The sequence below is a fragment of the Methanolapillus africanus genome (assembly GCF_032714475.1).
GTDB lineage: Archaea > Halobacteriota > Methanosarcinia > Methanosarcinales > Methanosarcinaceae > Methanolapillus > Methanolapillus africanus.
In genome coordinates this window covers 1-21,375 of the sequence record NZ_JAWDKD010000003.1, presented here as the reverse complement: position 1 = coordinate 21,375, position 21,375 = coordinate 1, and the positions used below count along the sequence as shown (strand labels likewise).

The 21,375-nt window shown below is 47.4% G+C and carries 17 protein-coding genes and 2 pseudogenes; 7 read left to right on the top strand and 12 right to left on the bottom strand.

Annotated features, from left to right (window positions below; genetic code table 11):
* Nucleotides 1–78 precede the first annotated feature (78 nt).
* The 3 genes from MsAg5_RS00575 (at nucleotide 79) to MsAg5_RS00565 (ending at nucleotide 6,630) form a co-directional block, all read left to right on the top strand.
* Nucleotides 79–2,676 (top strand): calcium-translocating P-type ATPase, PMCA-type, encoded by a 2,598-nt coding sequence (locus MsAg5_RS00575; RefSeq protein WP_338098667.1) that lies wholly within the window; start codon nucleotides 79–81, stop codon nucleotides 2,674–2,676.
* A 351-nt stretch (nucleotides 2,677–3,027) separates the two neighbouring features.
* Nucleotides 3,028–4,773 carry a hypothetical protein gene (locus MsAg5_RS00570; protein ID WP_338098666.1) on the top strand — a complete coding sequence of 582 codons (1,746 nt, stop codon included), beginning with the start codon at nucleotides 3,028–3,030 and terminating at the stop codon, nucleotides 4,771–4,773.
* 288 nt (nucleotides 4,774–5,061) lie between these two features.
* Complete coding sequence (locus tag MsAg5_RS00565) at nucleotides 5,062–6,630, top strand: class I adenylate-forming enzyme family protein (protein ID WP_338098665.1); 1,569 nt, start codon at nucleotides 5,062–5,064, stop codon at nucleotides 6,628–6,630.
* 72 nt (nucleotides 6,631–6,702) lie between these two features.
* Here the strand turns inward: MsAg5_RS00565 and MsAg5_RS00560 are convergent, their stop codons facing one another.
* Nucleotides 6,703–9,003, bottom strand: coding sequence for a P-loop NTPase family protein (locus MsAg5_RS00560; RefSeq protein WP_338098664.1), 2,301 nt, complete (start codon nucleotides 9,001–9,003; stop codon nucleotides 6,703–6,705).
* A gap of 394 nt (nucleotides 9,004–9,397) precedes the next feature.
* Here MsAg5_RS00560 and thiC point away from each other — a divergent pair, with 394 nt between their 5' ends.
* Nucleotides 9,398–10,681 carry a phosphomethylpyrimidine synthase ThiC gene (gene thiC, locus MsAg5_RS00555; RefSeq protein WP_338098663.1) on the top strand — a complete coding sequence of 428 codons (1,284 nt, stop codon included), beginning with the start codon at nucleotides 9,398–9,400 and terminating at the stop codon, nucleotides 10,679–10,681.
* Between the two features lie 260 nt (nucleotides 10,682–10,941).
* Here the strand turns inward: thiC and MsAg5_RS09365 are convergent.
* From MsAg5_RS09365 to MsAg5_RS00535, 5 genes and pseudogenes are all read right to left on the bottom strand, one after another.
* Nucleotides 10,942–11,061 (bottom strand): annotated as a pseudogene (locus tag MsAg5_RS09365) (hypothetical protein); the annotation flags it as partial.
* A gap of 33 nt (nucleotides 11,062–11,094) precedes the next feature.
* Nucleotides 11,095–11,361, bottom strand: a complete 267-nt coding sequence (locus MsAg5_RS00550; protein WP_338098662.1) for a hypothetical protein — start codon at nucleotides 11,359–11,361, stop codon at nucleotides 11,095–11,097.
* Between the two features lie 9 nt (nucleotides 11,362–11,370).
* Nucleotides 11,371–11,832 carry a Panacea domain-containing protein gene (locus MsAg5_RS00545; protein ID WP_338098661.1) on the bottom strand — a complete coding sequence of 154 codons (462 nt, stop codon included), beginning with the start codon at nucleotides 11,830–11,832 and terminating at the stop codon, nucleotides 11,371–11,373.
* A 252-nt stretch (nucleotides 11,833–12,084) separates the two neighbouring features.
* The gene (aglJ, locus tag MsAg5_RS00540; protein WP_338098660.1) at nucleotides 12,085–13,044 is read right to left on the bottom strand and encodes an S-layer glycoprotein N-glycosyltransferase AglJ; all 960 of its coding nucleotides are present in this window, start codon (nucleotides 13,042–13,044) and stop codon (nucleotides 12,085–12,087) included.
* A 271-nt stretch (nucleotides 13,045–13,315) separates the two neighbouring features.
* Nucleotides 13,316–13,867: a TATA-box-binding protein gene (locus MsAg5_RS00535; RefSeq protein WP_338098659.1), complete on the bottom strand. Its 552-nt coding sequence runs from the start codon at nucleotides 13,865–13,867 to the stop codon at nucleotides 13,316–13,318.
* Nucleotides 13,868–14,096: 229 nt separating this feature from the next.
* Here MsAg5_RS00535 and MsAg5_RS00530 point away from each other — a divergent pair, with 229 nt between their 5' ends.
* The gene (locus MsAg5_RS00530; protein ID WP_338098658.1) at nucleotides 14,097–14,519 is read left to right on the top strand and encodes a hypothetical protein; all 423 of its coding nucleotides are present in this window, start codon (nucleotides 14,097–14,099) and stop codon (nucleotides 14,517–14,519) included.
* An 89-nt stretch (nucleotides 14,520–14,608) separates the two neighbouring features.
* On the opposite strand, the gene MsAg5_RS00525 is transcribed toward MsAg5_RS00530, so the two are convergent.
* The 6 genes from MsAg5_RS00525 to aroC form a co-directional block, all read right to left on the bottom strand.
* On the bottom strand, nucleotides 14,609–15,325 hold the full coding sequence (locus MsAg5_RS00525; protein ID WP_338098657.1) for a precorrin-2 dehydrogenase/sirohydrochlorin ferrochelatase family protein: 717 nt from the start codon (nucleotides 15,323–15,325) through the stop codon (nucleotides 14,609–14,611).
* The gene (gene ahbB, locus MsAg5_RS00520) at nucleotides 15,322–15,852 is read right to left on the bottom strand and encodes a siroheme decarboxylase subunit beta (protein ID WP_338098656.1); all 531 of its coding nucleotides are present in this window, start codon (nucleotides 15,850–15,852) and stop codon (nucleotides 15,322–15,324) included. Before ahbB ends, MsAg5_RS00525 begins: the two co-directional genes overlap by 4 nt.
* A 12-nt stretch (nucleotides 15,853–15,864) precedes the next feature.
* Nucleotides 15,865–16,368 carry a siroheme decarboxylase subunit alpha gene (gene ahbA, locus MsAg5_RS00515; RefSeq protein ID WP_338098655.1) on the bottom strand — a complete coding sequence of 168 codons (504 nt, stop codon included), beginning with the start codon at nucleotides 16,366–16,368 and terminating at the stop codon, nucleotides 15,865–15,867.
* Nucleotides 16,369–16,561: 193 nt separating this feature from the next.
* A complete protein-coding gene (gene ahbD / locus MsAg5_RS00510) occupies nucleotides 16,562–17,716 on the bottom strand; it encodes a heme b synthase (RefSeq protein ID WP_338098654.1) in 1,155 nt (384 codons plus the stop codon).
* A 353-nt stretch (nucleotides 17,717–18,069) separates the two neighbouring features.
* Entirely contained in the window at nucleotides 18,070–18,441 is a 372-nt protein-coding gene (locus MsAg5_RS00505; RefSeq protein ID WP_338098653.1) for an SdpI family protein, read from the bottom strand.
* A gap of 135 nt (nucleotides 18,442–18,576) precedes the next feature.
* Nucleotides 18,577–19,674, bottom strand: coding sequence for a chorismate synthase (gene aroC / locus MsAg5_RS00500; protein ID WP_338098652.1), 1,098 nt, complete (start codon nucleotides 19,672–19,674; stop codon nucleotides 18,577–18,579).
* A 207-nt stretch (nucleotides 19,675–19,881) separates the two neighbouring features.
* On the opposite strand from aroC, the gene MsAg5_RS00495 reads away from it, so the two are divergent.
* Both MsAg5_RS00495 and MsAg5_RS00490 read left to right on the top strand, forming a co-directional pair.
* Nucleotides 19,882–21,114: a (Fe-S)-binding protein gene (locus MsAg5_RS00495; protein WP_338098651.1), complete on the top strand. Its 1,233-nt coding sequence runs from the start codon at nucleotides 19,882–19,884 to the stop codon at nucleotides 21,112–21,114.
* A gap of 92 nt (nucleotides 21,115–21,206) precedes the next feature.
* Nucleotides 21,207–21,375: pseudogene (locus tag MsAg5_RS00490) on the top strand (IS1595 family transposase); the annotation flags it as partial.

Here is a 21,375-nt window from a genome sequence, read left to right as displayed (position 1 = left end):
GGATTTGAGGGCTTTATTCAACCCAACCGGGTTTAATACGATTGGATTTTTGTTAAATTTGGCATCAGAGGTGGAAATTTGCCGGAATACGTAACGGAAAAAGAAGAGATTTTACGCCGTTTGGGAACCGACCCGGAAACGGGATTAAACGCCGAACAGGTCAAACAAAGCGCGGCGGCTCACGGAACCAACACGCTGACGCGGGCGAAACCGGAATCTTGGTTTTCAAGGATTTGGCATTCGGCGACCGAGCCGATGATTTTAATGTTGATTGCGGCCGGCGCGATTGCGCTTGGCGTGAACATCTACCGCGCTCTGACGACGGGCGAATCCGATTTTTTGGAATGCATCGGCATCTTTGCTGCGATTTTTCTCTCGGTCGTCATCACCGTCGTGATGGAAGGCCGCAGCGCCAAAGCATTTGAAGCGTTAAATAAAATCAACGAAAACATCATGGTCAAAGTCTTGCGGGACAATCATCCCGTTTTACTGAACCAGAAAGAAATCGTCGTCGGCGATATTTTGCTGCTGGCGACCGGCGATAAAATTCCGGCGGACGGACGGCTGATTGAAAGTTCCGGCCTGACCGCAGACGAATCGGCGCTGACCGGCGAAAGCATGCCGGTGAATAAAGACGCGGAAGCGATTCTGACGGATGAAAAAACCCCGGTGGCCGAACGAATCAACATGCTGTATGCCGGCACGTACATCACCAGCGGTTTTTGTAAAATGGTTGTGACCGCCGTGGGCGACAAAACCGAATTTGGAAAAATCGCCGGCGAGCTTTCCGGAACCGAGACCGGCACAACGCCGCTTCAGGAAAAATTGGGCCGTCTCGGCAAAGTGATTACAATATTCGGTGTGGCGGCGGCAGCAATTGTCTTCGTGGTGCAAATCATTTCATTTTCGCGTCACGGCGGTCTTAATTTTGAAGAAGTCATGAACGCGTTTGTCACCAGCATCGTTTTGATCGTGGCGGCCGTTCCGGAAGGTTTGCCGACCATCGTGGCCGTTTCCCTCTCCATCAACATCATCAATTTATCCAAACAAAACGCGCTCGTGAAAAAAATGATCGCTTGCGAAACGGTTGGCTGCGTCAACGTCATCTGTTCCGATAAAACCGGCACCTTGACGGAAAACCGCATGACGGTCGTCAACGACATCACCAACGCGCGGATTCTGCAAAACATTTGCGTCAACAGCACGGCCGACATTGGTTCAAATGGTTCGTTCATCGGCAACCCGACCGAATGCGCCATGTTGATCGCCGCTGAAAAAGCCGGCGAAAATTACAAAGAGTCGCGGTGCGGCGCGGATTGCGCACATGTCTTCCCGTTTTCATCGGAAGAAAAAGACATGGTCACGATTGTGAACGAGCCGGAAGGCGTCGTCGCTTATGCGAAAGGCAGCCCCGAAAAAATAATCCAAATCAGCAACCTCACGGCGCCGGAACGTGAAAAAATCGAAGCGGAAATTTTAGCGTATCAACAAAAAGCTTGCCGCGTCATCGCTTTTGCGCACCGAGTTTTTTCTGAAGAACCCGATTTTGACAGAACAACTGTTGAAAGCAACATGACGTTTGACGGATTTGCCGCCATTTCCGATCCGCTGCGCGCGGACGTTTATGCGGCTGTCGAAGATTGCCGCCGCGCCGGCGTTGATTTAAAAATCCTAACAGGTGACAACCTGATTACTGCGACCGCGATTGCCAACGAACTTCACGTCTTGGACGACCGGCACACCGCTGTCGAAGCCCGGGATTTGGAAACGCTGTCCGACGACGAACTCACCCGCCGCCTGGAAACGGTCAGCGTGATTGCCCGCAGCACGCCCACCATCAAAATGCGTGTGGTGAAATTGCTCAAAGAAGCCGGCAACGTTGTGGCCGTTACCGGCGACGGCATTAACGACGCGCCCGCGCTCAAAAACGCGGATGTCGGCATCGCCATGGGCATTTCCGGAACCGAAGTCTCCAAAGAAGCCAGCGACATCGTTCTCCTTGACGATTCATTCTCCACCATCGTCCGCGCCATCGAATGGGGCCGCGGCATTTATGAAAACTTCAAGCACTTTATCACGTTTCAGCTCACGGTCAACGTGTCGTCCGTCATCGTGGTGCTTGTTTCCATTTTAATCGGCTTGAAAGCGCCGTTTACAGCCTTGCAGCTCTTATGGATCAACATCATCATGGACGGCCCGCCGGCGCTCACGCTCGGTTTGGAGCCGGTTCACGACGACTTGATGAAACAAAAACCGGTGAAACGCAGCGCCAACATCATTTCCAAACAGATGATGATCATGATCGGCCTCACCGGTTTGTATATTTCAGCGGTCTTTTTGTGGCAGTACACCACCAATTTCCTGGAGGCGACGCCCGCACAAATGCCGACCGTTCTCTTTACGCTGTTCGCCCTGTTCCAGCTGTTTAACGCATTCAACTGCCGCGAATTAAACGGCGGAACCATCTTTAAGAACCTGACGAAAAACAAACTGATGCTGATTGTGATTTCCATCACATTCGTCTTGCAGATTCTGATCATTCAGTTTGCGGGCGCATTCTTCGGAACCATCCCGCTGCCGCTCGACATGTGGATTAAAATATTCGCAACGGCCGCCAGCGTGATTGTGTTGTCGGAAATCGTCAAATTGATTTACAGAACATTCCGGCGGAAGTAATTCCCCGGACTCTTTTCTTTTTTTGGCGGGCGGCGGCGCGCGCGTTATGGCGATGATTTTTCTTTTGGCAACAACGAAAAATGATGGTGAATTTTTTTTTCGGTGCCTTTTTTATTCTTATTTTTTTATTTTTTAAATATTATTTTTAGTTCCCCTGCTTCGTTTTTCTATTATATGACAGATATAATTTTTATTTCTCAAATATTTTATATATCTTCGAACGGATTATTCTTTAATCGGGTTTTCATAAAGCCTGGAATAATTTGACTGAATTTGGTTTTTAGTTTGAATCAATTCAGGAATTGATTTTAATTTATCAATTCAAAATTTCAATTCAAGGAAGGATCGTCTATGAATTATTCAAAAATGACAAAAATTGTGATTTTATCTCTCTTGACTTTGGTGCTGCTGGTCGGCGCCGCAAGCGCGCAAGAGTGGGTCGTCACCTCTTCCGGCGACACGACCAACAACACAAACATCACTGACCAAGGCAATTTGACGCTTCGCCAAGCCGTTGAAAAATCGGTTTCCGGCGACAGCATTACTTTTGCGGGCAACGTCTCGGCCGTGAACATGATTTACGGCGAACTCAAAATCAACAAAGATTTAACAATTTACGGTAACAACGACCGTGTGATTATCGGCCGCAGCAACAGTTCGGCCACCCAGGAAATGGGCGTTTTTAACATCTCCGGCGGCAACGTGGCTTTCAGAAACATCAACATTGAAAACGGATCCACGACAACCGGAAACGGCGGCGCTCTGCTGATTACCGGAAACGCCAACGTGACGCTGGACTCTTGTTCCATCCAAAGAAACCGGGCGGCCAACGGCGGCGCCATTTACTTGGACGGCGGCACCGTCACCATGACATCCACCACCGTTTACAGAAACTCGGCCATCACCGACGGCGGCGCTTTCGTGATTAAAAACGGAACCCTCACCATGGCCGGCGGCTACGTGGACACGCACACTTCCAAAAACAACACCATCCAACTCATGAAAGGCCGGTTTGACGCCTCTAACGTCAATTTCGCCAACAACAGCGTGAGCGACGTCGGAACCACCGTGAACGGATCGTCCGGCACCGCCATGACGTACAAATACTGTACGTTCACCAACAACACCGGCCTGTCTTCCGGCAGCATTTACACAGTCGGCAGCCTGACCGCTGAAAACTGTATCTTCGACACGCTCAAATCCAACGGATCCGGCGGCGCCGTTTCTCTCGGAACGGGCGCTGACGCAACACTCCGTTACTCCATCTTCTCCAACAACAAAGCCGGCGACGACGGCGGCGCCGTTCACATCGGCAACGGTTCCACCGCAACGCTCGACACCTGCACATTTAACAACAACAGCGCCGGTTACGGCGGCGCCATTTTCAACGTCGGAACCGCCACCATCACAAGCTGTACCGCCACCAACAACACCGCCAAACTCTACGGCGGCGCCGTTGCGGCTTGGAACGACGGGGTCACCAACATGACCAAAACCGTTTTGACCAACAACACCGCCAACGGAAACGGCACCAACCAATCCGCCGGCGGCGGCCTTAACGTTTCCCGCGGACAAGCAGCCATCGGCAACAACGTGATTGTCGGCAACAAAGACCCGAGAAGCGTGGACTTCGGCGAAGAAAACGCCACCGTTCAAAGCCTTGGCAACAACTTGGTCGGCGTCTACAAAGGCTCCGGCAAATATCCGATTTCAAGCACGGACGCAGCCGGAATTACGGCCGACGCCGTCTTCGACACGTCTTCCGGATACCCGAGCCTGTCCAAAGACACCGGATACCGCGCCGGTGTGAACCAATCCACCGTCTACACCGTGGTATTGAATTCCAGCTCAAGCAACCCGGCCATCAGCGTTCTCGGTTCAAGCACACCCGCACCCCAGCCGCAAAACGACAGCAACCAAACCAACCAGTCCAACCAAAGCAATCAATCCAACGAAACAAACCAAACACCGTCCGACAACGGCGGCGGCATGTCCTGGATTTGGTACATTTTGATCGCTATTGTTGTGATCGTTGTTTTGGCAGTTGTGGTTTACGCGTTGATTAAATACAACAACAAGAGACAATATAAGTTCTAATTCGATCAAAAAAAGCAGCGCGCTGGTTTGCTTTCGGGCGGGCGGCGACGCAGCAAAAAAACGGCAACGGTTTTTCATTCAACGGAATGAAAAACCATCTTTTTTTAATTTGATTTTTTTGTTTTTTTCATTCTGTTTTTTGATTTGGTTTTTCGTTCTTCTTCCGTTTGTATTTCCGTTTCCGTAAAGGATAAGATTTATATTAAATGGACAAAATTGTACATAATAGAACTCAAAATAACATTGAAAATTTCAAAAATTATAAAAATCAATTCATAAGGAACCGAAATGCTGAATATCACGACTTTTTTAGACGCGAACGCCTGCCGTTTGTCAAAACCTGTTTTTCATTGTCCGGACCGTGATTTGTATTACACGTCTGGGGAAATTTTGTCGATTGTTTCCGGAATCGGTGAAAAACTGATTCAAGCCGGCGTTCAAAAAGGCGACCGTATTTTAATCTTTTTAAATAATTCCCCGGAATATCTCTTTTCCTACTTGGCCGGATGGCGCATCGGCGCCGTCGTCGTTCCGACCAACCGCATTTACACGAAATTTGAAATCGCCTACATGATTGAAAATTCGGGCGCCAAAATGGTCATTACAGACGCTTCCGGCGCAATCTTTTTGGAAGAAATGCAATGCGAATCAAAATCAAATTCTAACGACTTTCAATTTGATCTCCAAAACGTATCGGTTTACGTTCCGGACCCGGCGGAGATTGAAAAAATGAGAAAACATCCGGTTCTGCCGCCGGCCTGCGTCACCTGCGACGATTTATGCCAAATTCAATATACATCCGGCACCACCGGCAAACAAAAAGGCGCGATGCTGACCCATGGCAACTGGCTGGCCGCCATTTCCAACGAATGCGACGTCATGGCTTTTTCGGAAACAGACGTCTACTTGGGAATCTATCCGATGGGACACGTCGGCGTCAGCTGGGGCATTTCGGCGCTCCGGGCCGGCGCGCTTTACATCATGATGGAGCGTTACGAGCTGGAAAAGTATCTGAATCTCATTGAAAAGCATCAGGTAACAGCGCTTTCCGGAATGCCGCCGGTCATTCATTCTTTAGCCGGCTGCCCGCCCGGAACCGAAGACCGCATCCGAACCGTCCGGGAAATTATTTCCGGCGGCGGACCGCTGCACCATGAAATTTGGAAAAAATTCCATCACCGCTACGGCATTCCGGTTGTGAACGCCTACGGTTTGTCGGAAACAATCGTCATCGGAACGGGAACCGCCATTCGACCGCCGGACTACGCTTTTGCGGACAAGTTCCAAAGCGTCGGCCATCCGGTTTGTTTTTCGGAAGTCAAAATCGTTGACGAATTGGATTGTTCCAAAACGCTGACACAAGGAGAAGTCGGCGAAATCGCATTGCGTGGCCCGGCCGTTGCCAAAGGTTATTTTGGTTATCCGGAAGAAACGAAACGCGTTTTTTTACCGGACGGCTGGTTCTTAACAGGCGACGTCGGCTATTTGGACAAAGATTTCCGGCTCTGCCTAACGGATCGGAAAAAAGACATGATCGTGATGTCCGGCTGGAAAATTTATCCGACGGAAGCGGAAGAAGTTTTATACCGCTGTCCGGCAGTCAAAGAAATCGCCGTTTTCGGCGTATCTCATCCGCACCGCGGCGAAGTTCCGGCGGCGGCGGTCGTTTGGGCGGACGCCGGCAAAACAGAGAATACGGATGAGCTGTTGGCGTTTGCCAAAGAGCATTTGGCCGGCTACAAAATTCCCCGAAAAGTGGTGACAGTTTCGGATTTGCCGCGCGTCGGCGGCTGGAAATTGCTTCGGCGCGAGCTTCGAGAGAAGTATAACGGAAAAATTGAGTTTGAGAATTTGTAACTTGAATTATAATAGATTCAAATTTGATTTCAGATTCATATCAAATCAGACATGGTTGAATGATTGAAAAAGTTAGAATTTCTTTTTCAACCGTTCGTAAAAGGCGGCGTCTTCGCCCGACGCCGTCAAAAATAATTTTTCAACAATCAGTTCCGGCGTGCTTTTTGCAATGTGATTTTTGACCGGGCTGCGGTTCACGATGAGGTTCAGATTTTCATCCAAACCATCGGCTTCGATGCCGTCGATTTGAACCGGAACGCTGCAGTTTTTCGCAATCGGTTCCGCCAAGTGGGAAACGAAAAGCGACAACGTGTTTTGATCTTCCGAAAACGCTTCTAAAAGGCCGGCAATGATCTTGGCGGACGCGCCGGGCTCCGTAATGGCTTCCAATTCGTCGGCGAAAATAGCTTTTCGCCGGGGCGCAACATCCACATTTTTGGACTCGGCGTCGTTTGTTTTTCGTTTATTTTTCCGAAGCACGCTTGAGAAATTGCGCAGCGTCGTTTCAAACGCGCCGGCGTCTAACGTTCCTTTGGATTTGCCGAAATAATAAAATTCATCCAGCGCCGACATTTCAAAGGATTCGGCCGGCACCGGAAAACCCATGTGCGCCAAAATCAGGCATTGACCCAAAAGTTCAAGGAGAGACGTTTTGCCGCCGGAATTGACGCCGCTCAAAATCGTGACCGATTCGGACGCATACGAAACCGGAACAACATTTGAGAAGCCGTACTTTTGAGACAAAAATAAATTCCGGGCGTTTGTCATCAAAAAGAAAGCGGATTTTGCATTCTGTTTTGTATTTGGGTTTGTTTTTGTTTCTGTTTTCGTTTCTGTTTCCGCTTCTGCTTTTGTGTCCGTTTTGGCAAACGTCATGTTGTGCGCGGACGCAAATCCGGCGGCGGAATACCAAACATCAAATTCAAGGACAGCGGAAATGATGGATTCGCAAATTTCTTTTTGACCGGCCAGCTCTTTGGACAATTTCTTCTTGTGCGCGGCAGTGCGCTCCGCCATTTCAGCGGAAATGTGTTTTTTGAACCGGATTACCGCGTCTTGATCGATCGAAATCGGACAGCGGATTTCATCGCCGAAAAGATCATAAATTAAAATTTCCTCGTCCTTTTTGAGGGAGAGAGATGATGAAATTTCAGATAGGGACGCCGATGTGTATTCTCGGTAATTTTTGGAAATCTTTTCGCTCACAATTTCCCTTAAATCGACGCCGGACATGACTTTCATCATTTGAGCGCCGTCGAGCGTCAAGGTGGTTGCCGCCAATGTTTCTTCGATCCGTTTTGAAAGAGCGATGGATTCTCTTAAAAAGATTTCATCGCTGTTTTTAGAAATAAAATTCAAGCGGTCGGATTCGGCGTCCGCGCCGGCGGCAAAGTTGCCGGACGCGTCAATTTTGGACATCAGCGTCCGGAGATGAAGCGCATCCTCGGCGGAAAGCCCGCAAAATGTTCCGGAATCGGATCCGGCGGCTAAAATCTCCGTCAGCTTTAAGCCGGCGGTCAATGTTTTCTGATTTTGAATAAAAAAATCAAGGGAAATTTCAGGTGCCAGCTGCTCAATCGTTGTGTTGTCCACGTCCCTGAAATAATCGTAGCTGTCCGGCAGATCAAATTCCGGAAATTCAAACAAAATAACAGACGTGTAGGCGGCGAAATAGTCGGCGCATTCCTGCGGGTCCGTGACCCAATAAACGCCGATTTGCCGGCCGAATTTTTCCTTGGCGATCAAATATGTTTTTTCGGAAAACGCCAAAACGGCTTTGTCTTTAATCTTGGAAGCCGCTGTCGCTTTAATCGGCGCGGTGTGGGACAAAAGTCCCGCAATCGTTTCTTTTTCATCGCCGGTCAGCGACTCGATCAAATGAAGGTGCGTTCGGATTTTATCGGAAACGGCGTTCGCCAGATCCATTCTTTGGGACGGGTACGGAATCAAACGGTCCATATAATCCGATGCGAACGACGTATGACAGTATTTTTTCAATATTTTCAAAATGCCCAAATATAACGATTCGGCCTCTTTCGTTTTCAAAAAATCGCCGGCGCAAACGCCGGATTGCTCCCTTGACGCGTTTAAAACCAAAGAGGTTGCCGCTTTTTTGGTCAGGCCCTCCACCTTGCAAAGTTCCGCGACGTCGCCGTTTAAAAGAGCGAGAACCGCTTTGTCCTCGCTGCCGAAGTGTGCCGTCAATCTTTTTTCAAGAACGGTGCCGATGCCGGCAATATCGCGCAGATAAATTTCCGAATCCGCCGGACTGTTATCTTCTGCGAAACGGCTGTCGTCCGCCGTCCGAGCGTCCGCCAGCTTTGAATGCGCTGTTTGAGAAACAAAGGTCATTTGTTTCGATTCCGTGATCATACTCGGTTAAACGGAAAAAAAGAATATAAAGGTCTTATAAGCGGGGTGAAAGTATAGAGATATTTCAAGAGACGGACATTTTTAACGGGTCATTTCCAAATCAATTAAATTTCATTTGAAATCAAATTTAATTGATTTGAATCAGATATATCAAGTAACTTTTATAATTTATCAAAACTTCCATTTTAAAAAATGGATTACGGTAAAATGAATTATCAATTAAAATTGATTTATTCACAACTTTATTTTTTGAATATATTTATAAGTCTATAACGCATTTTGGGTTTATCGTGTTGTCGACGGACTTTAACATTCTGATCTTGAGGGACAGGCCGTTTCCGTTGACGCCCATAAACAATATTCGAATGAATAAATCAAAAAAAGGAGTTTGAAAATGTCAATTGTTACAGATGCCAAAGCCGGCAAAATTACGGAAGAGATGAAAATCGTTGCCGCAAAAGAGGAGCTTGACCCCGAATACATCCGCCGCGGAATTGCCGCCGGAAGAATCGTCATCCCGCTCAGCCCGTACCGCAAAGTGAAATACGGCGGAATCGGACAAGGATGCCGGACCAAGATCAACGCCTCCATCGGCGCCTCCTCAGACATCGTTGACATGGAAATGGAAGTTGCCAAAGCCAAAGCCGCTGAAAAAGCAGGCGCTGACACTTTAATGGAACTCGGAACCGGCGGAGACTTCCTCGGCATGAGAAAAGCCGTCTGTGACGCGATCTCCCTCCCGGTCGGATCCGTTCCGCTCTACCAAGCCTTCATCCAAGCCGCTGAAAAATACGGCTCCATCGTCCACATGACCGAAGACGAACTCTTCAACGCCACCGAAGAACAGGCCAAACTCGGTACCTGTTTCATGGCGATTCACACCGGTATCAACAATGTGACGCTTGACCGCTTGAAAAAGCACGGCCGCTACGGCGGACTCTGCTCCCGCGGCGGCGCTTTCATGAGCACCTGGATGCTCCACAACGAAAAAGAAAACCCGCTTTACAGCCAATTCGATTACCTCTGTGAAATCTTGAGCGAACACGAAGTCACCCTCTCCACCGGAAACGGCATGCGTGCCGGCGCCGTTCACGACGCGACCGACCGCGCCCAGGTTCAGGAACTCATCATCAACTCCGAATGCGCCGAAATCGCGCACGACAAATACGACCTCCAAGTCATTGTCGAAGGTCCGGGACACGTTCCGCTCGACCAAATCAAAACCAACGTTCAATTGATGAAAGTCATGAGCAACTACAAGCCGTTTTACATGCTCGGCCCGTTGGTCACCGACATCGCTCCGGGATACGACCACATCACCACCGCCATCGGTGCTGCTGTTTCCGCTTCCTACGGCTGCGACTTCCTCTGCTACGTGACGCCCGCCGAACACCTCGCCCTTCCGAACTTGGAAGACGTCGTGACCGGTGTGAAGACCTCCAAGATTGCCGCCCACATCGGCGACATGATCCGTCTCGGCAAAAGAGACGAGGACTTGGCCATGGCCCGCGCCAGAAGAGACCTTGACTGGGAAAAGATGTACAGCTTGGCCATCGACGGCGAACACGCCAGAGCGGTCCGCAACAGCCGCGCCCCGGGCGACGAAGACGCCTGTACCATGTGCGGCGACTTCTGCGCTTTGAAAATTGTCAACCAACACTACGACCTCGCCAAATAAGCCGGTCCTGTGAAAAAACCGAATTCGACGGCAAGTTATTGTTCAGCCGAATTCGGATATTTAAAAACGGATTTACCTCAGAAAAACGAAATCTCCAAAACCCAAACCTAAAAACGATCCCCAAACCCGTGAGGAACTCTTAAAATGCTCCCGGACAAACGTCCGGGCTCATTTTATGACAAGACCCTGATTTTTAATTATTTTTGACTCATTTATTTTTTACTTTTTTAATTTATTATTTTAATTTAATTTTTTTTGTTTTAACTTTTTGAATCACGATGATTCGGATCAAAAGCGATAATGTTGAATTTATTCTCATAGAAAAATCCATGTATCCGAAAACGAGTCCCTGCACGAATGTGAATGATTTCCTCGTTTGATTTTGAATGGTGGACGTTGCTGGGCGCGGCACGCTAGTGGTTCAAAAACAGATCGGTTGGACACATTTCGGAAAAACATTTTGAAATAAAACCATCCAGTTCTTTTCTTTGGCCTTCTTGAAGATCACAAAAACAAGTGTGCACCGACCTGGGATTGCATTTTCCGAAATCTGAAAATGTCAGCATCACGTTGTCCTTTTTCTTTCCAAGCGCGATCATATTCGGCGGATATTTTTCCGAAGGCGCCGCATTGACCATTCGCTCCGAAAAACCGGCATTTCCGCAATGCTTTTTCTTCATATTCCCTCTTTACTCATTTTGTGAATTTTCGTATTCTTTGGCATAATATTTTTTCATCTCGTCAATTGAAATGATATTTTCCGAAGATTCATAAATGCCGAGACCGTTTCTGGCTTTGATCCAAGGCTCTTCTTCATGCGTTAAAATTTCAAGCTGCACGCCGGAAAGATCGCCGTATGTCAGCCAAATCATTTCCATGAACTCTTCCTTGTCGCCGAAATCAACTTCCCCGTTCGGATGAATCGGCTGCCAGCCGGTTCCTTTGTATTGATTATAAAGAACAGTGTTGACCGGCCCGTGAACCCAGGCTTGAAATTCGTCGCGGGTGCAAAGCGGCGCGTCAAACAATGTGTAATGCCAAGCGACGGCGTAATAGCAGAGTTTTTGGAGTTTTTTGTGCGGCGCCGGATTCTTGTTTAAAAACCATGCGGCAACGTCTTTGATATCCAAAATTTGAGCAAGGATTTCCATTTTGAGTCTCCTTTATATTGATTTTAACAATAAAGAGTCAAAACAGGGAACATATTTATGTTTTTTTAAAGAATTTAAAAAATAATAGAAATGTATTTTATAAAAATAAATAATTGAAAACGACCCCACACTTTTGAACATCAAGAAAAAGGGTCGCCATAACGCGCGCGGCGCCGCCGCTGCAAAAAAGAAAAATGAAATAAAAAAAGAAAAAAAGAAACATGAAAGCGAAAAGCTTTCAGTTTTCAAAAATCAGAATTGGTCGTATTCCTGTTCGTTTTGCTTCCGGTTGGCTTTGATCGCTTTCAGCGTTTTGCGGTGAAGCGTTGCCGTGATATCGGAAACGAGTCCCGCCAAAATGACCAGAACAGTCATCAAAACAAAACACGCGGACGCCGTTGCAAATGTCCAGTTGTCGAAATAATACGCGCAGCCGGCAGAGGCAATTGCCAAAATGGCTAAGGGAATCGCCCAAACGCCGAAGAAGAAAATCGGGTTGTAGAACCGGGAATATTTGTAAACGGCGGTGCTGATGCGGTAACCGTCTTTGATCGGGCTGAGTTTGGACGGCGCTTCGACGGCACGCGGATAATACGTCACGGGCACTTCAATCAGGCGCTGTTCTTTCATCAAGCACTCGACGGTGAGTTCGGTTTCGATGACGAAATTGTGCTTTTTGAGGTCCAATTCCCGGATGGAGTCGCGGGTGAATGCCCGGTAGCCGGTTAAAATATCATGCAGATTGGAACGAAAAGCTCTTCTGAAAATCCAGTTCATCACCTGATTTCCGAACAGATTCACGCGCTTGAAGGCGTCTTTTGTCCGTCCGGCAATCCGGTCGCCGGCAACGTGGTCGGCTTTGCCTTCCAAAACGGGATTGAGCAGGCGGTAAATTTCGGAGGCGAGCTCTGTGCCGTCGCCGTCAATCATCACGATGTATTTTTCGTTGATCATGGAAAACGCTTGAATCATCGCTTGACCTTTGCCTTTTCCGCTCTGAATCACAACGCGGGCGCCGGCCTCTTGGGCGACTTCCCGGGTTTTGTCTTTGCTGTTTCCGTCCACAACCAAAATGTTGTTGAACCCTTCCTTTTTAAAATCTTCAATGACGCCTTTGATGGCGTATTCTTCATTTAAAACCGGAATAAAAATACAAACGTCGTTTTTATCGAAAATTAAATTATTATTTTCATCATTGTTTTCAGACGACATAAAAATCACTTAAATTGGAAGTTGACAATAAATTACCAAAATGACCAGAATAACCGAAATTAAATTTTATAATAATAACTCAAATTAATGAGATAATATATAATAATATTTTCAATAATAAATACATGCGGCAATTCTGAAAATTAATGGACTGTTCCCGAAAGCCGATCATATGACGGTGCTATGATCAGATTCGCATCAAAGGAAATCGAATTTTCTCAAAATGATTTGAGAAAATTGCAATGATTTCATCCTTTATACAGTTTGGGATTTACAAGAGGCCCATGTTGTCGAGCTGCTCGCGGACGACTTCAACGCCGCGTTCGCAGTCGTTGGGTGTTTTGCCGCCGGTGACGACAAGTTTTCCGGAGCTGAAAATCAAAACGACGACTTTCGGGTCGTTGATTCTGTAAACGAGTCCCGGGAATTGTTCCGGCTCGTATTCGATGTTTTCAAGACCGAGACCGATGGCGATTGCGTTTAAGTTTAAAACAGTTTTTAAGTCGGCGGACGCGACGATGTTTTGGACGGAAATTTCCGGCTTGGCGAGCGTTTCGATGCCGATGCCGTTCAATTTTTTGGCCATGTTGCCGATCACGGTGTGGACGTCTTCCACATTTTTGGCGCCGGTGCAGACGACTTTTCCAGAGGTAAAGACCAGGAACGCCGCTTTCGGGTCGGAAACACGGTAAACGAGACCCGGGAATTTTTGTTTGTTGTACTCGGCCGTTTGGAATTTTTCAACGATTAAATTCAAATCAAATTCGTTGGCAAGTTTCGTCGAGGCGACGACGTTTTCAATTTTAATGTTCGATTCGCTCATATGGATACAACCATTATAATTACAACAATGATTCAAAAAATGATGTAATTTTAACTAATTGACTTAGATAATCTAAAAAATAAAAACACACGATTTTTGTGAATTGATATTTTAAGTTAGATGAAGTGTAAATGTTTCATCACCTATATAAAGGGCATATATAAATTTTATATACCCTTTTTAAAGCCGAAACTGAACCCTTTTAAAGGAGAAACGCTTTCTGTCGTCCATGGAAATTGACGATTCGTTTGCTTCTCCGGAAGAAATCATGGACGCGCTGTCCGAAGAAGGTTTTACGTTTAAAATCGGTTTTGACGACGACGACTCGGAGCCGGACGATGCGGAGGACCGGACGAACGGCAATCTGTCAGACGCTGTTTTTTCGACAGATTTGGAGCCTGATGAAATTCGAAGGTTGGAGTCGGTGTTGGAAGACGTCGATGAAGAAGAAGCGGAAGATTTTGATGAGTGCGGCGGCGGTGCCGATGAAACCCCGGTACCGGGCTTTGCTCAAAATGAAATCATCTATTTTGATTTGTTCAAATCCAAACGGTACGTCAAAACACTTATTTTTCAAAAAGAAGAAAGTTGCGGAAAATCCGTTTATTATTTGGTCGGCGACTGCGAAGCCCCGATGTGTTTCGGAAAATAAATAAAACCGGAGGGTAGTTTACATCGCCGCCGCCAAAAATGATTGCCATAACGCGCGCGGCGCCGCCGGTAAACAGAAAAACATGACAATTATTTTCCGGCCATCAAAAACGCTTTTTCTTTCGCTTTTTCAAAATCGGTCTCATCGTCCGACTTCAGCAAATCCCAAATCTCGTTGGAATCCATAATTGTCCACAGAATCTCTTGCCGCTCTTTTTGTTCCGAAACGACGGATTTTAAATATTCCCGAATCTCATTTTGAATTTCAATCATTTTTTCAAAATCGGCGCCGATGGCTTTTTCAATTTGAAGGCGCGCGTATTTCGTCACGGCCGGGCTTTCGCCGCCGGATGAAATCGCAATTTGAAGACCATTTCTTTCAATCAAAGACGGAATAATCACTTCGCCGGAGCCGCCGGTTTCGTTGATCAGGCTGCCGTAGATATGGGCGTAATGCACGATTCTCTTATTTTGTTCCGCGTTGTTCATCGCCGGAATGACCAAAAAAACGCCTTTGACGAGCTGACCCAAATCCAAATCGGACGCGTTGAAAATATTCATGTGAATGAGCCGGATATTGCCGGCTTTGGCTTCTTCTTCCAAGCGGGGCGTAAATTGTTTGCTGACAACGACCGTTTGGGCGCGGTTCATAAACCGAAGCGCTTTTCGTTCGCCGACGGCGCCGCCGCCGAAAATCATCACAATTTTGTTTGAAAAATCAATAAAAAGAGGCAGATACGGGTTTTCCGACGTTGGCGCCGGCGCGTCGTCAAAATTATTTTCCGTGTCGTCCTCAATCATTTTCATATCCGGACACCTGTCTTTTTAAATTCCTTCTCGCTGAAAACAAGCTTGTAATCCGCAATGCCGGTCGCGTTTGAAATCTTCGCGGCGACCGCTTCGCAATCGGCTGCGCTTTTTCCGTGAATCATCGTGTACATATTGTACGGCCATTCCGTGGACCACGGACGTTCGTAACAATGGCTGACTTCGTCAAAAGACGCCATCAACCGGCCGGTTTCATCAATCCGGTCCTCCGGAACATCCCAAACGCACATGGCGTTGGCGGTAAAACCAATCACCAAATGACCGACGGACGCGCCGAACCGGCGGATTTTACGGTCCGTCAAGAGCCGCTGAATACGCGCCACGACTTCTTCTTCCGAAATACCTAACGCAGTGGCGTATTCCAAATACGGGGAATGAATAAAAGAAATGCCGTCCTGCATCAACCGAATGAGTTTTTCATCGGTTTCATCCAAACCCGGCAGATGAGGCGGATTGTTTTTTAAGTCGGAGGGACCGACACCGGTTGATTCTTTTTTACTGGGCATGGTTTTCCTCCGTTATAATTTGAATTTGACTTGAATTTTAAACTGCTGAATCGTCGGTAAATTCAGAACCGGACATCCCAGTTTATTTTGAATTTCCGACAAAACCTCGTCCAAACGCTCTTGCGTCGCGGCGGAAACGGTAAACCAGATGTTATATTCTTCATTTCTCAGATAATTGTGGGAAACTTCCGGATAAGCGCTGATGACTGCCGCAGCCGTTTCCACGTCCTTTGCCGGCACTTTGACCGCCGCCAGCGTATTGGAACCGCCGACCGCGCGCGTATTAATGACAGGCCCGATTTTTCGGATCGCTTTCTCCTGCTTCAACCGTTTGAGTTTGGCAATCACGACATCTTCCGTCGTTCCGATTTGTTCGGCGATGGTTTCAAACGGGTGGACCGTGAGCGGAAAATCGAGTTGGATCAGATTAATAATTTGTTTGTCCAAGTCATCCAGCTCAATCGGAGAAATCGATGACATCTGCTGCGGCTGCGTCGCTGTCTGCTGCGATTGCATACCTGTCTATGTCGGACATTCTTTCTTCAGTTCACCGGTCGCCATTTTTCGTCTCTCACCATTTTTGTCAATCGTTTTTTCTTTGAAAATTTATTCATTTTCATTTAATAATCTTATATAAAATGATTTGTTTATTAAAAATATTAATAGGAATTTTTACTATTAATAATATTGTTCTCATTTTTCAATTGTTTTATTCATTTTTTGTTCGGAATTTCGGCGGCACATAAGAACACAGCGGTTCTTCTTCCATGTAATTACCGGTTTCATGATACGCACGGGCGCGGCATCCGCCGCAAACAGTTTTATATCCGCAGGCGCCGCATTTGCCCAAATATTTGGAATAATCCCGCAAATCGTTAAACACCTTCGCATTCGCCCAGATTTCTTTAAACGGCGTTTCCCGAACGTTGCCCGCCGACACCGGCAGATAACCGCACGGATTGACTTCGCCAACGCTGGAAATAAATCCGAAGGAAATGCCGCCGAGACAGCCTTTGGTCATGGCGTCGAGCCCGTGAGTCTTGGGCGTGACTTCAATGCCTTCCTCCTTGGCTTTTTGCCTCAAAATTCTGAAATAATGCGGCGCGCACGTCGGGCGAATCTGAAGGTCCGTCTTTTTGTGAATGCCGTAAAGCCATTCGAGTGCCGTTTCGTATTCTTCCGGCGTGATTTCAAATTCCGTCAGTTCCGCGCCCCGCCCGGTCGGCACCAAAAAGAAAAAGTGGTGCGCCGCCGCGCCGATTTCTTTCGTAAACGCATGAACGTCCTCAAGCTCGTCGACGTTGAACCGGGAAACCGTGGTATTGATTTGAAACTCCACACCCGCTTTTTTCAAATTCTCAATGCCGCGCATGGAATCGACAAAGCAGCCCGGAATGCAGCGGAATATGTCATGCGTCCGCTCCCGTCCATCGAGACTGATGCTGACCCGCTGAATGCCGGCGTCGTGAATCTTTTGGGCGATTTCTTCCGTAATCATCGTGCCGTTGGTGGCGAGCGTCATCCGGAATCCAAGATCGGTTCCGTAACGCGCGATTTCAAAAATGTCGGACCGCATGAGGGGTTCGCCGCCGCTGAGAATAATAATCGGCGTTCCCGTTTCCCGAATGTCGTCCAGCAATTTTTTGGCTTCCGCCGTCGTCAATTCCCCTTTGGCGGAATGAATCGTCGATGAGCCCCGGCAGTGTTTGCAAGCGAGATTGCAAGCCGCCGTTGTTTCCCAAGCTAAAATCCGGGGCGGGCGCACGCCGGCGTCATTGCCGGCGGTTTGCGGGATGTGTCCCGGATGTCCGACATTCTTTTCCGGTGTTTTGTTTTCCTGTTTATTTTCCGTTTTCTGTTCCATTTTTTGACCTGAATGAATTTTATAAATTGTTAACTGTTGATTTTTATTACTTTTATTTTGATATTTATAAATCTTATTCAATTCCTTTGATAATTTCCGATCTGCATCTACAGTTCTCTATTTTTAAATTTCAGTTTGTACCTACAGTTGACTGTTTTTAGGTTCCGATCTGCATCTGCAGTTAACTATTTTCAGATTCCGATTGCACCTACAGTTCACTATTTTTAGGTTCCGATTGCATCTGCAGTTCACTATTTTCAGATTCCGATTGCACCTACAGTTCACTGTTTTTAAATTCCGGTTTGTACCTGCAGTTGACTGTATCAGATTGCAGATGGCGTCGCCATCTGCAATCATTCTGTTTTATTTCCGAACATTTTCTTCAAGTGAAGTTCTGTGAGCAAGATCAGCATGCCCATGGAAACCAGCAGCAAGACCGTTTCAATTAACGTCATTCGGATGATGTTTTCTTCCGTGTGGTCCCACAAGAACCACAACAGAAGAGAAATGCCCAGCAAAATCAACGACATGTCGATGAGCATTTTTGAAGAATAGCGGTTTCCTTCCCGCCAGGCTTCCGGACTTTTTTTCGACCTTGGTGTCCGGTATCCGATATGATAATTCACTTTTTTCGGCGGATATTTGTACAGCCAAACGCCCACAATCAACGTAATGAACGGCGCCGACATTAAAATCAATAAACCCACGACATCCGAAGTGATCATAAAATTCTTCTCTCACACTCATTTTCAACAATTTTTAAACAACTTTTAATTCGATTATATTTAATTCAATTATTTATATTTCAATTATTTTTAATTCAATTATTTTCGTATTCTATTATCGATTGTTCCTATTTTTTATTTTTTCAGCATTCTGTTGCGCATCAGATGATCCAAAATAACAATCGCTGCCATCGCTTCCGCCACCGGCACCAGCCGTGGCGCAATCACCGGATCGTGGCGTCCTTTGATTTCGATTGTCGTGTTTTTTCCGGATTTCAAATCGACCGTTTCCTGCGGACAAGCGATCGACGGCGTCGGTTTAACGGCGGCGCGGAACCGAATTTCCATACCCGTGGAAATGCCGCCCAAAATACCGCCGGCATGATTGGTTTTGGTGACAATGTCTTTGCCGTCGTACATAAATTTGTCATTAAACTGAGCGGCGGTCGCGTTTGCAGCGGTAAATCCGTCGCCGATTTCAAACCCTTTGACGGCGCCGATGCTCATAACCGCTTTGGCAAGGTCGGCGTCCAGTTTGTCAAAAACAGGCTCGCCCAAGCCCGCCGGAACGCCCGAAATCCGTCCTTCGACGATGCCGCCCAATGAATCTTTATTTTCCCGTGCGTCCAGAACTGCTTTTTCCATAGCTGCCGCAGCGATTGGATCAGCGCAGCGAACCGGATTTTTCTCAATCCGTTCCTTTATTTCGCCGACGGACAGGTTTCCCAACAAGTCGACGTCCGCTTTTTCCGGTCCGATTTGGACGACGTGGCAAACCAGATCGATCCCGTACGCCGCCAAAATGTTCTTGGCAACGGCGCCGGCCGCGACGCGTCCGGCCGTTTCCCGTCCGGAACTCCGGCCGCCGCCGCGGTGGTCTCGGATGCCGTATTTGCAGAAATAGCCGTAATCCGCGTGTCCGGGGCGCGGCGTGTCCCGAATGTTGTCGTAAGCCGACGAGTCATGATCCGCATTTCGAATCATCAAGAGAATCGGCGTTCCCGTTGTTTTTCCTTCAAAAACGCCGGACATAATTTTAACGGCATCCGATTCCTGACGCGCCGTCGACATGGCGCTTTGTCCCGGTTTTCTGCGGTCCAATTCCGTTTGAATATCCGCCTCCGTGAGGTGGATTCCCGGAAGAACGCCGTCGATTACGACGCCGACCGCGGCGCCGTGAGATTCGCCCCACGTTGTGATTCTAAATGCTTCGCCAAAACTGTTGCCTGCCATATTATCGCCGGATTTGAAAGTCAATCAATTATATATTTTAAAGATATTTTTTTGTCAAAATCTATTTTTCTATCCTTTCCTTTTTTATTCTATAAAATCTATATGTGCCTTTCTTAGAACTTTATGAATCTTATGATTATGAATTTCATGAACCATTTCGCTTTTCACTGATTTCATCGTTTAATTCACGAATACGGGTCTTAAAATATGGATATTCTTCAAAAATATATGCTTGAGTGCGACCTCTGCGGGGCTTGCGTCGACGTTTGTCCGAGCTACAACGATTTGGGAATCATCACCGATTTATACGATTACTTGGAGGAATCGGCCGGACCGGAGCTTCTCCCGAGGAATGAACACGACATCCGAATGTGTTACACCTGCAACATTTGTACCGTTTCGTGCCCCAAAGACCTCGGCATTCGGAAATTGATTGCGGCCGCCCGTGAGAAAAAGACGAAACAATTCGGAAAATCGGAAGAACAAGGACTGGCGGACCCGTTCGCCCCCAACAATATGTATCACAAAATCGGCGATTGGGAACCGCCGGTGACGTTTAAAAACGAAGGCAAGAAAAGCGACGTCATTTATTTCCCCGGCTGTGCGGCGTCCTGCATGAATAAAGTGGTCGGCAAATCCACGGTCAAAGTCATGGACGCGTGCGGCGTCGATTATTCCGTCATGAGCGGCGTTGACTTTTGCTGCGGTTCGGTGTCTTTTGGCGCCGGCAACCCGTCCCCGCTTCAAAAAATCGGACAAAAAAACATTGATGAAATCAACCGCAGGGGCGCGAAAGTTTTGGTGACGACCTGTCCCGGCTGCTACCGCGCTTTTAAAATCATTTATCCGATGCTGTTCGGCGAATTGGAATTCGATGTTTTACAGACGTCGGAATATCTCATGCAGCTGGTTCAGAAGAACAAACTCGTTTTCAAGCGGGACATGAAAGAATATTTGACTCAAAAAGGATTGATTGCCGATTCCGGCCGCGACGGCGATTTGGTTCTTTATTATCAAGATCCGTGCCATCTGACCCGCGCCGTCGGCATGCATGAAGCGCCGCGCTTGGTTTTGGAAGCGGTTCCGAACGTGTCTTTGTCCAACCCGACGCCGGAAAATTCGGCGTGCTGCGGATTTGGCGGCGGCGTCAGGACGGTTTTTCCGGAAAAATCGTTGGAACAAGCCGCTCAGATTCACGAAATGGCCAAAGCGGCCGGAAGCGACGCCATCATTACCAATTGCGGCGGCTGCATGAAAAATATTATCGAGGGCGGAATGAACGCGAACGGACTTCCGGTCTTTGACTTGGCGGAATTCATTTCACTTGCGTGCGGCAACCCGGCGACCGAGCGGGACGACGAGAAATTGGTCAGGCTGTCCAATAAAGCGTTGATTCATTGTTTGTCGCGTTATGATTTTGACCCGTACGGCGACAAATAATTAAATTTTTTAATTGTTTTTATTTTTATTATTTATTTTATTATTGGGTCACGATAAGAACAACCAAATAAATTGGTGTTCAAATCATGATCATGCAGATGAAAAACAAATACATTTACCGTTCTAAAATTTCAGAATCCAAATTTCGGCAAATTGTGAAGCTTTTTGCCTTAGATCTGGATGCAACCCAAATATCCCAAATTGTTGGTTTAAGTCGGGTTACCATCAACCGATATTTGATGGCAATCCGCGAGCGGATTG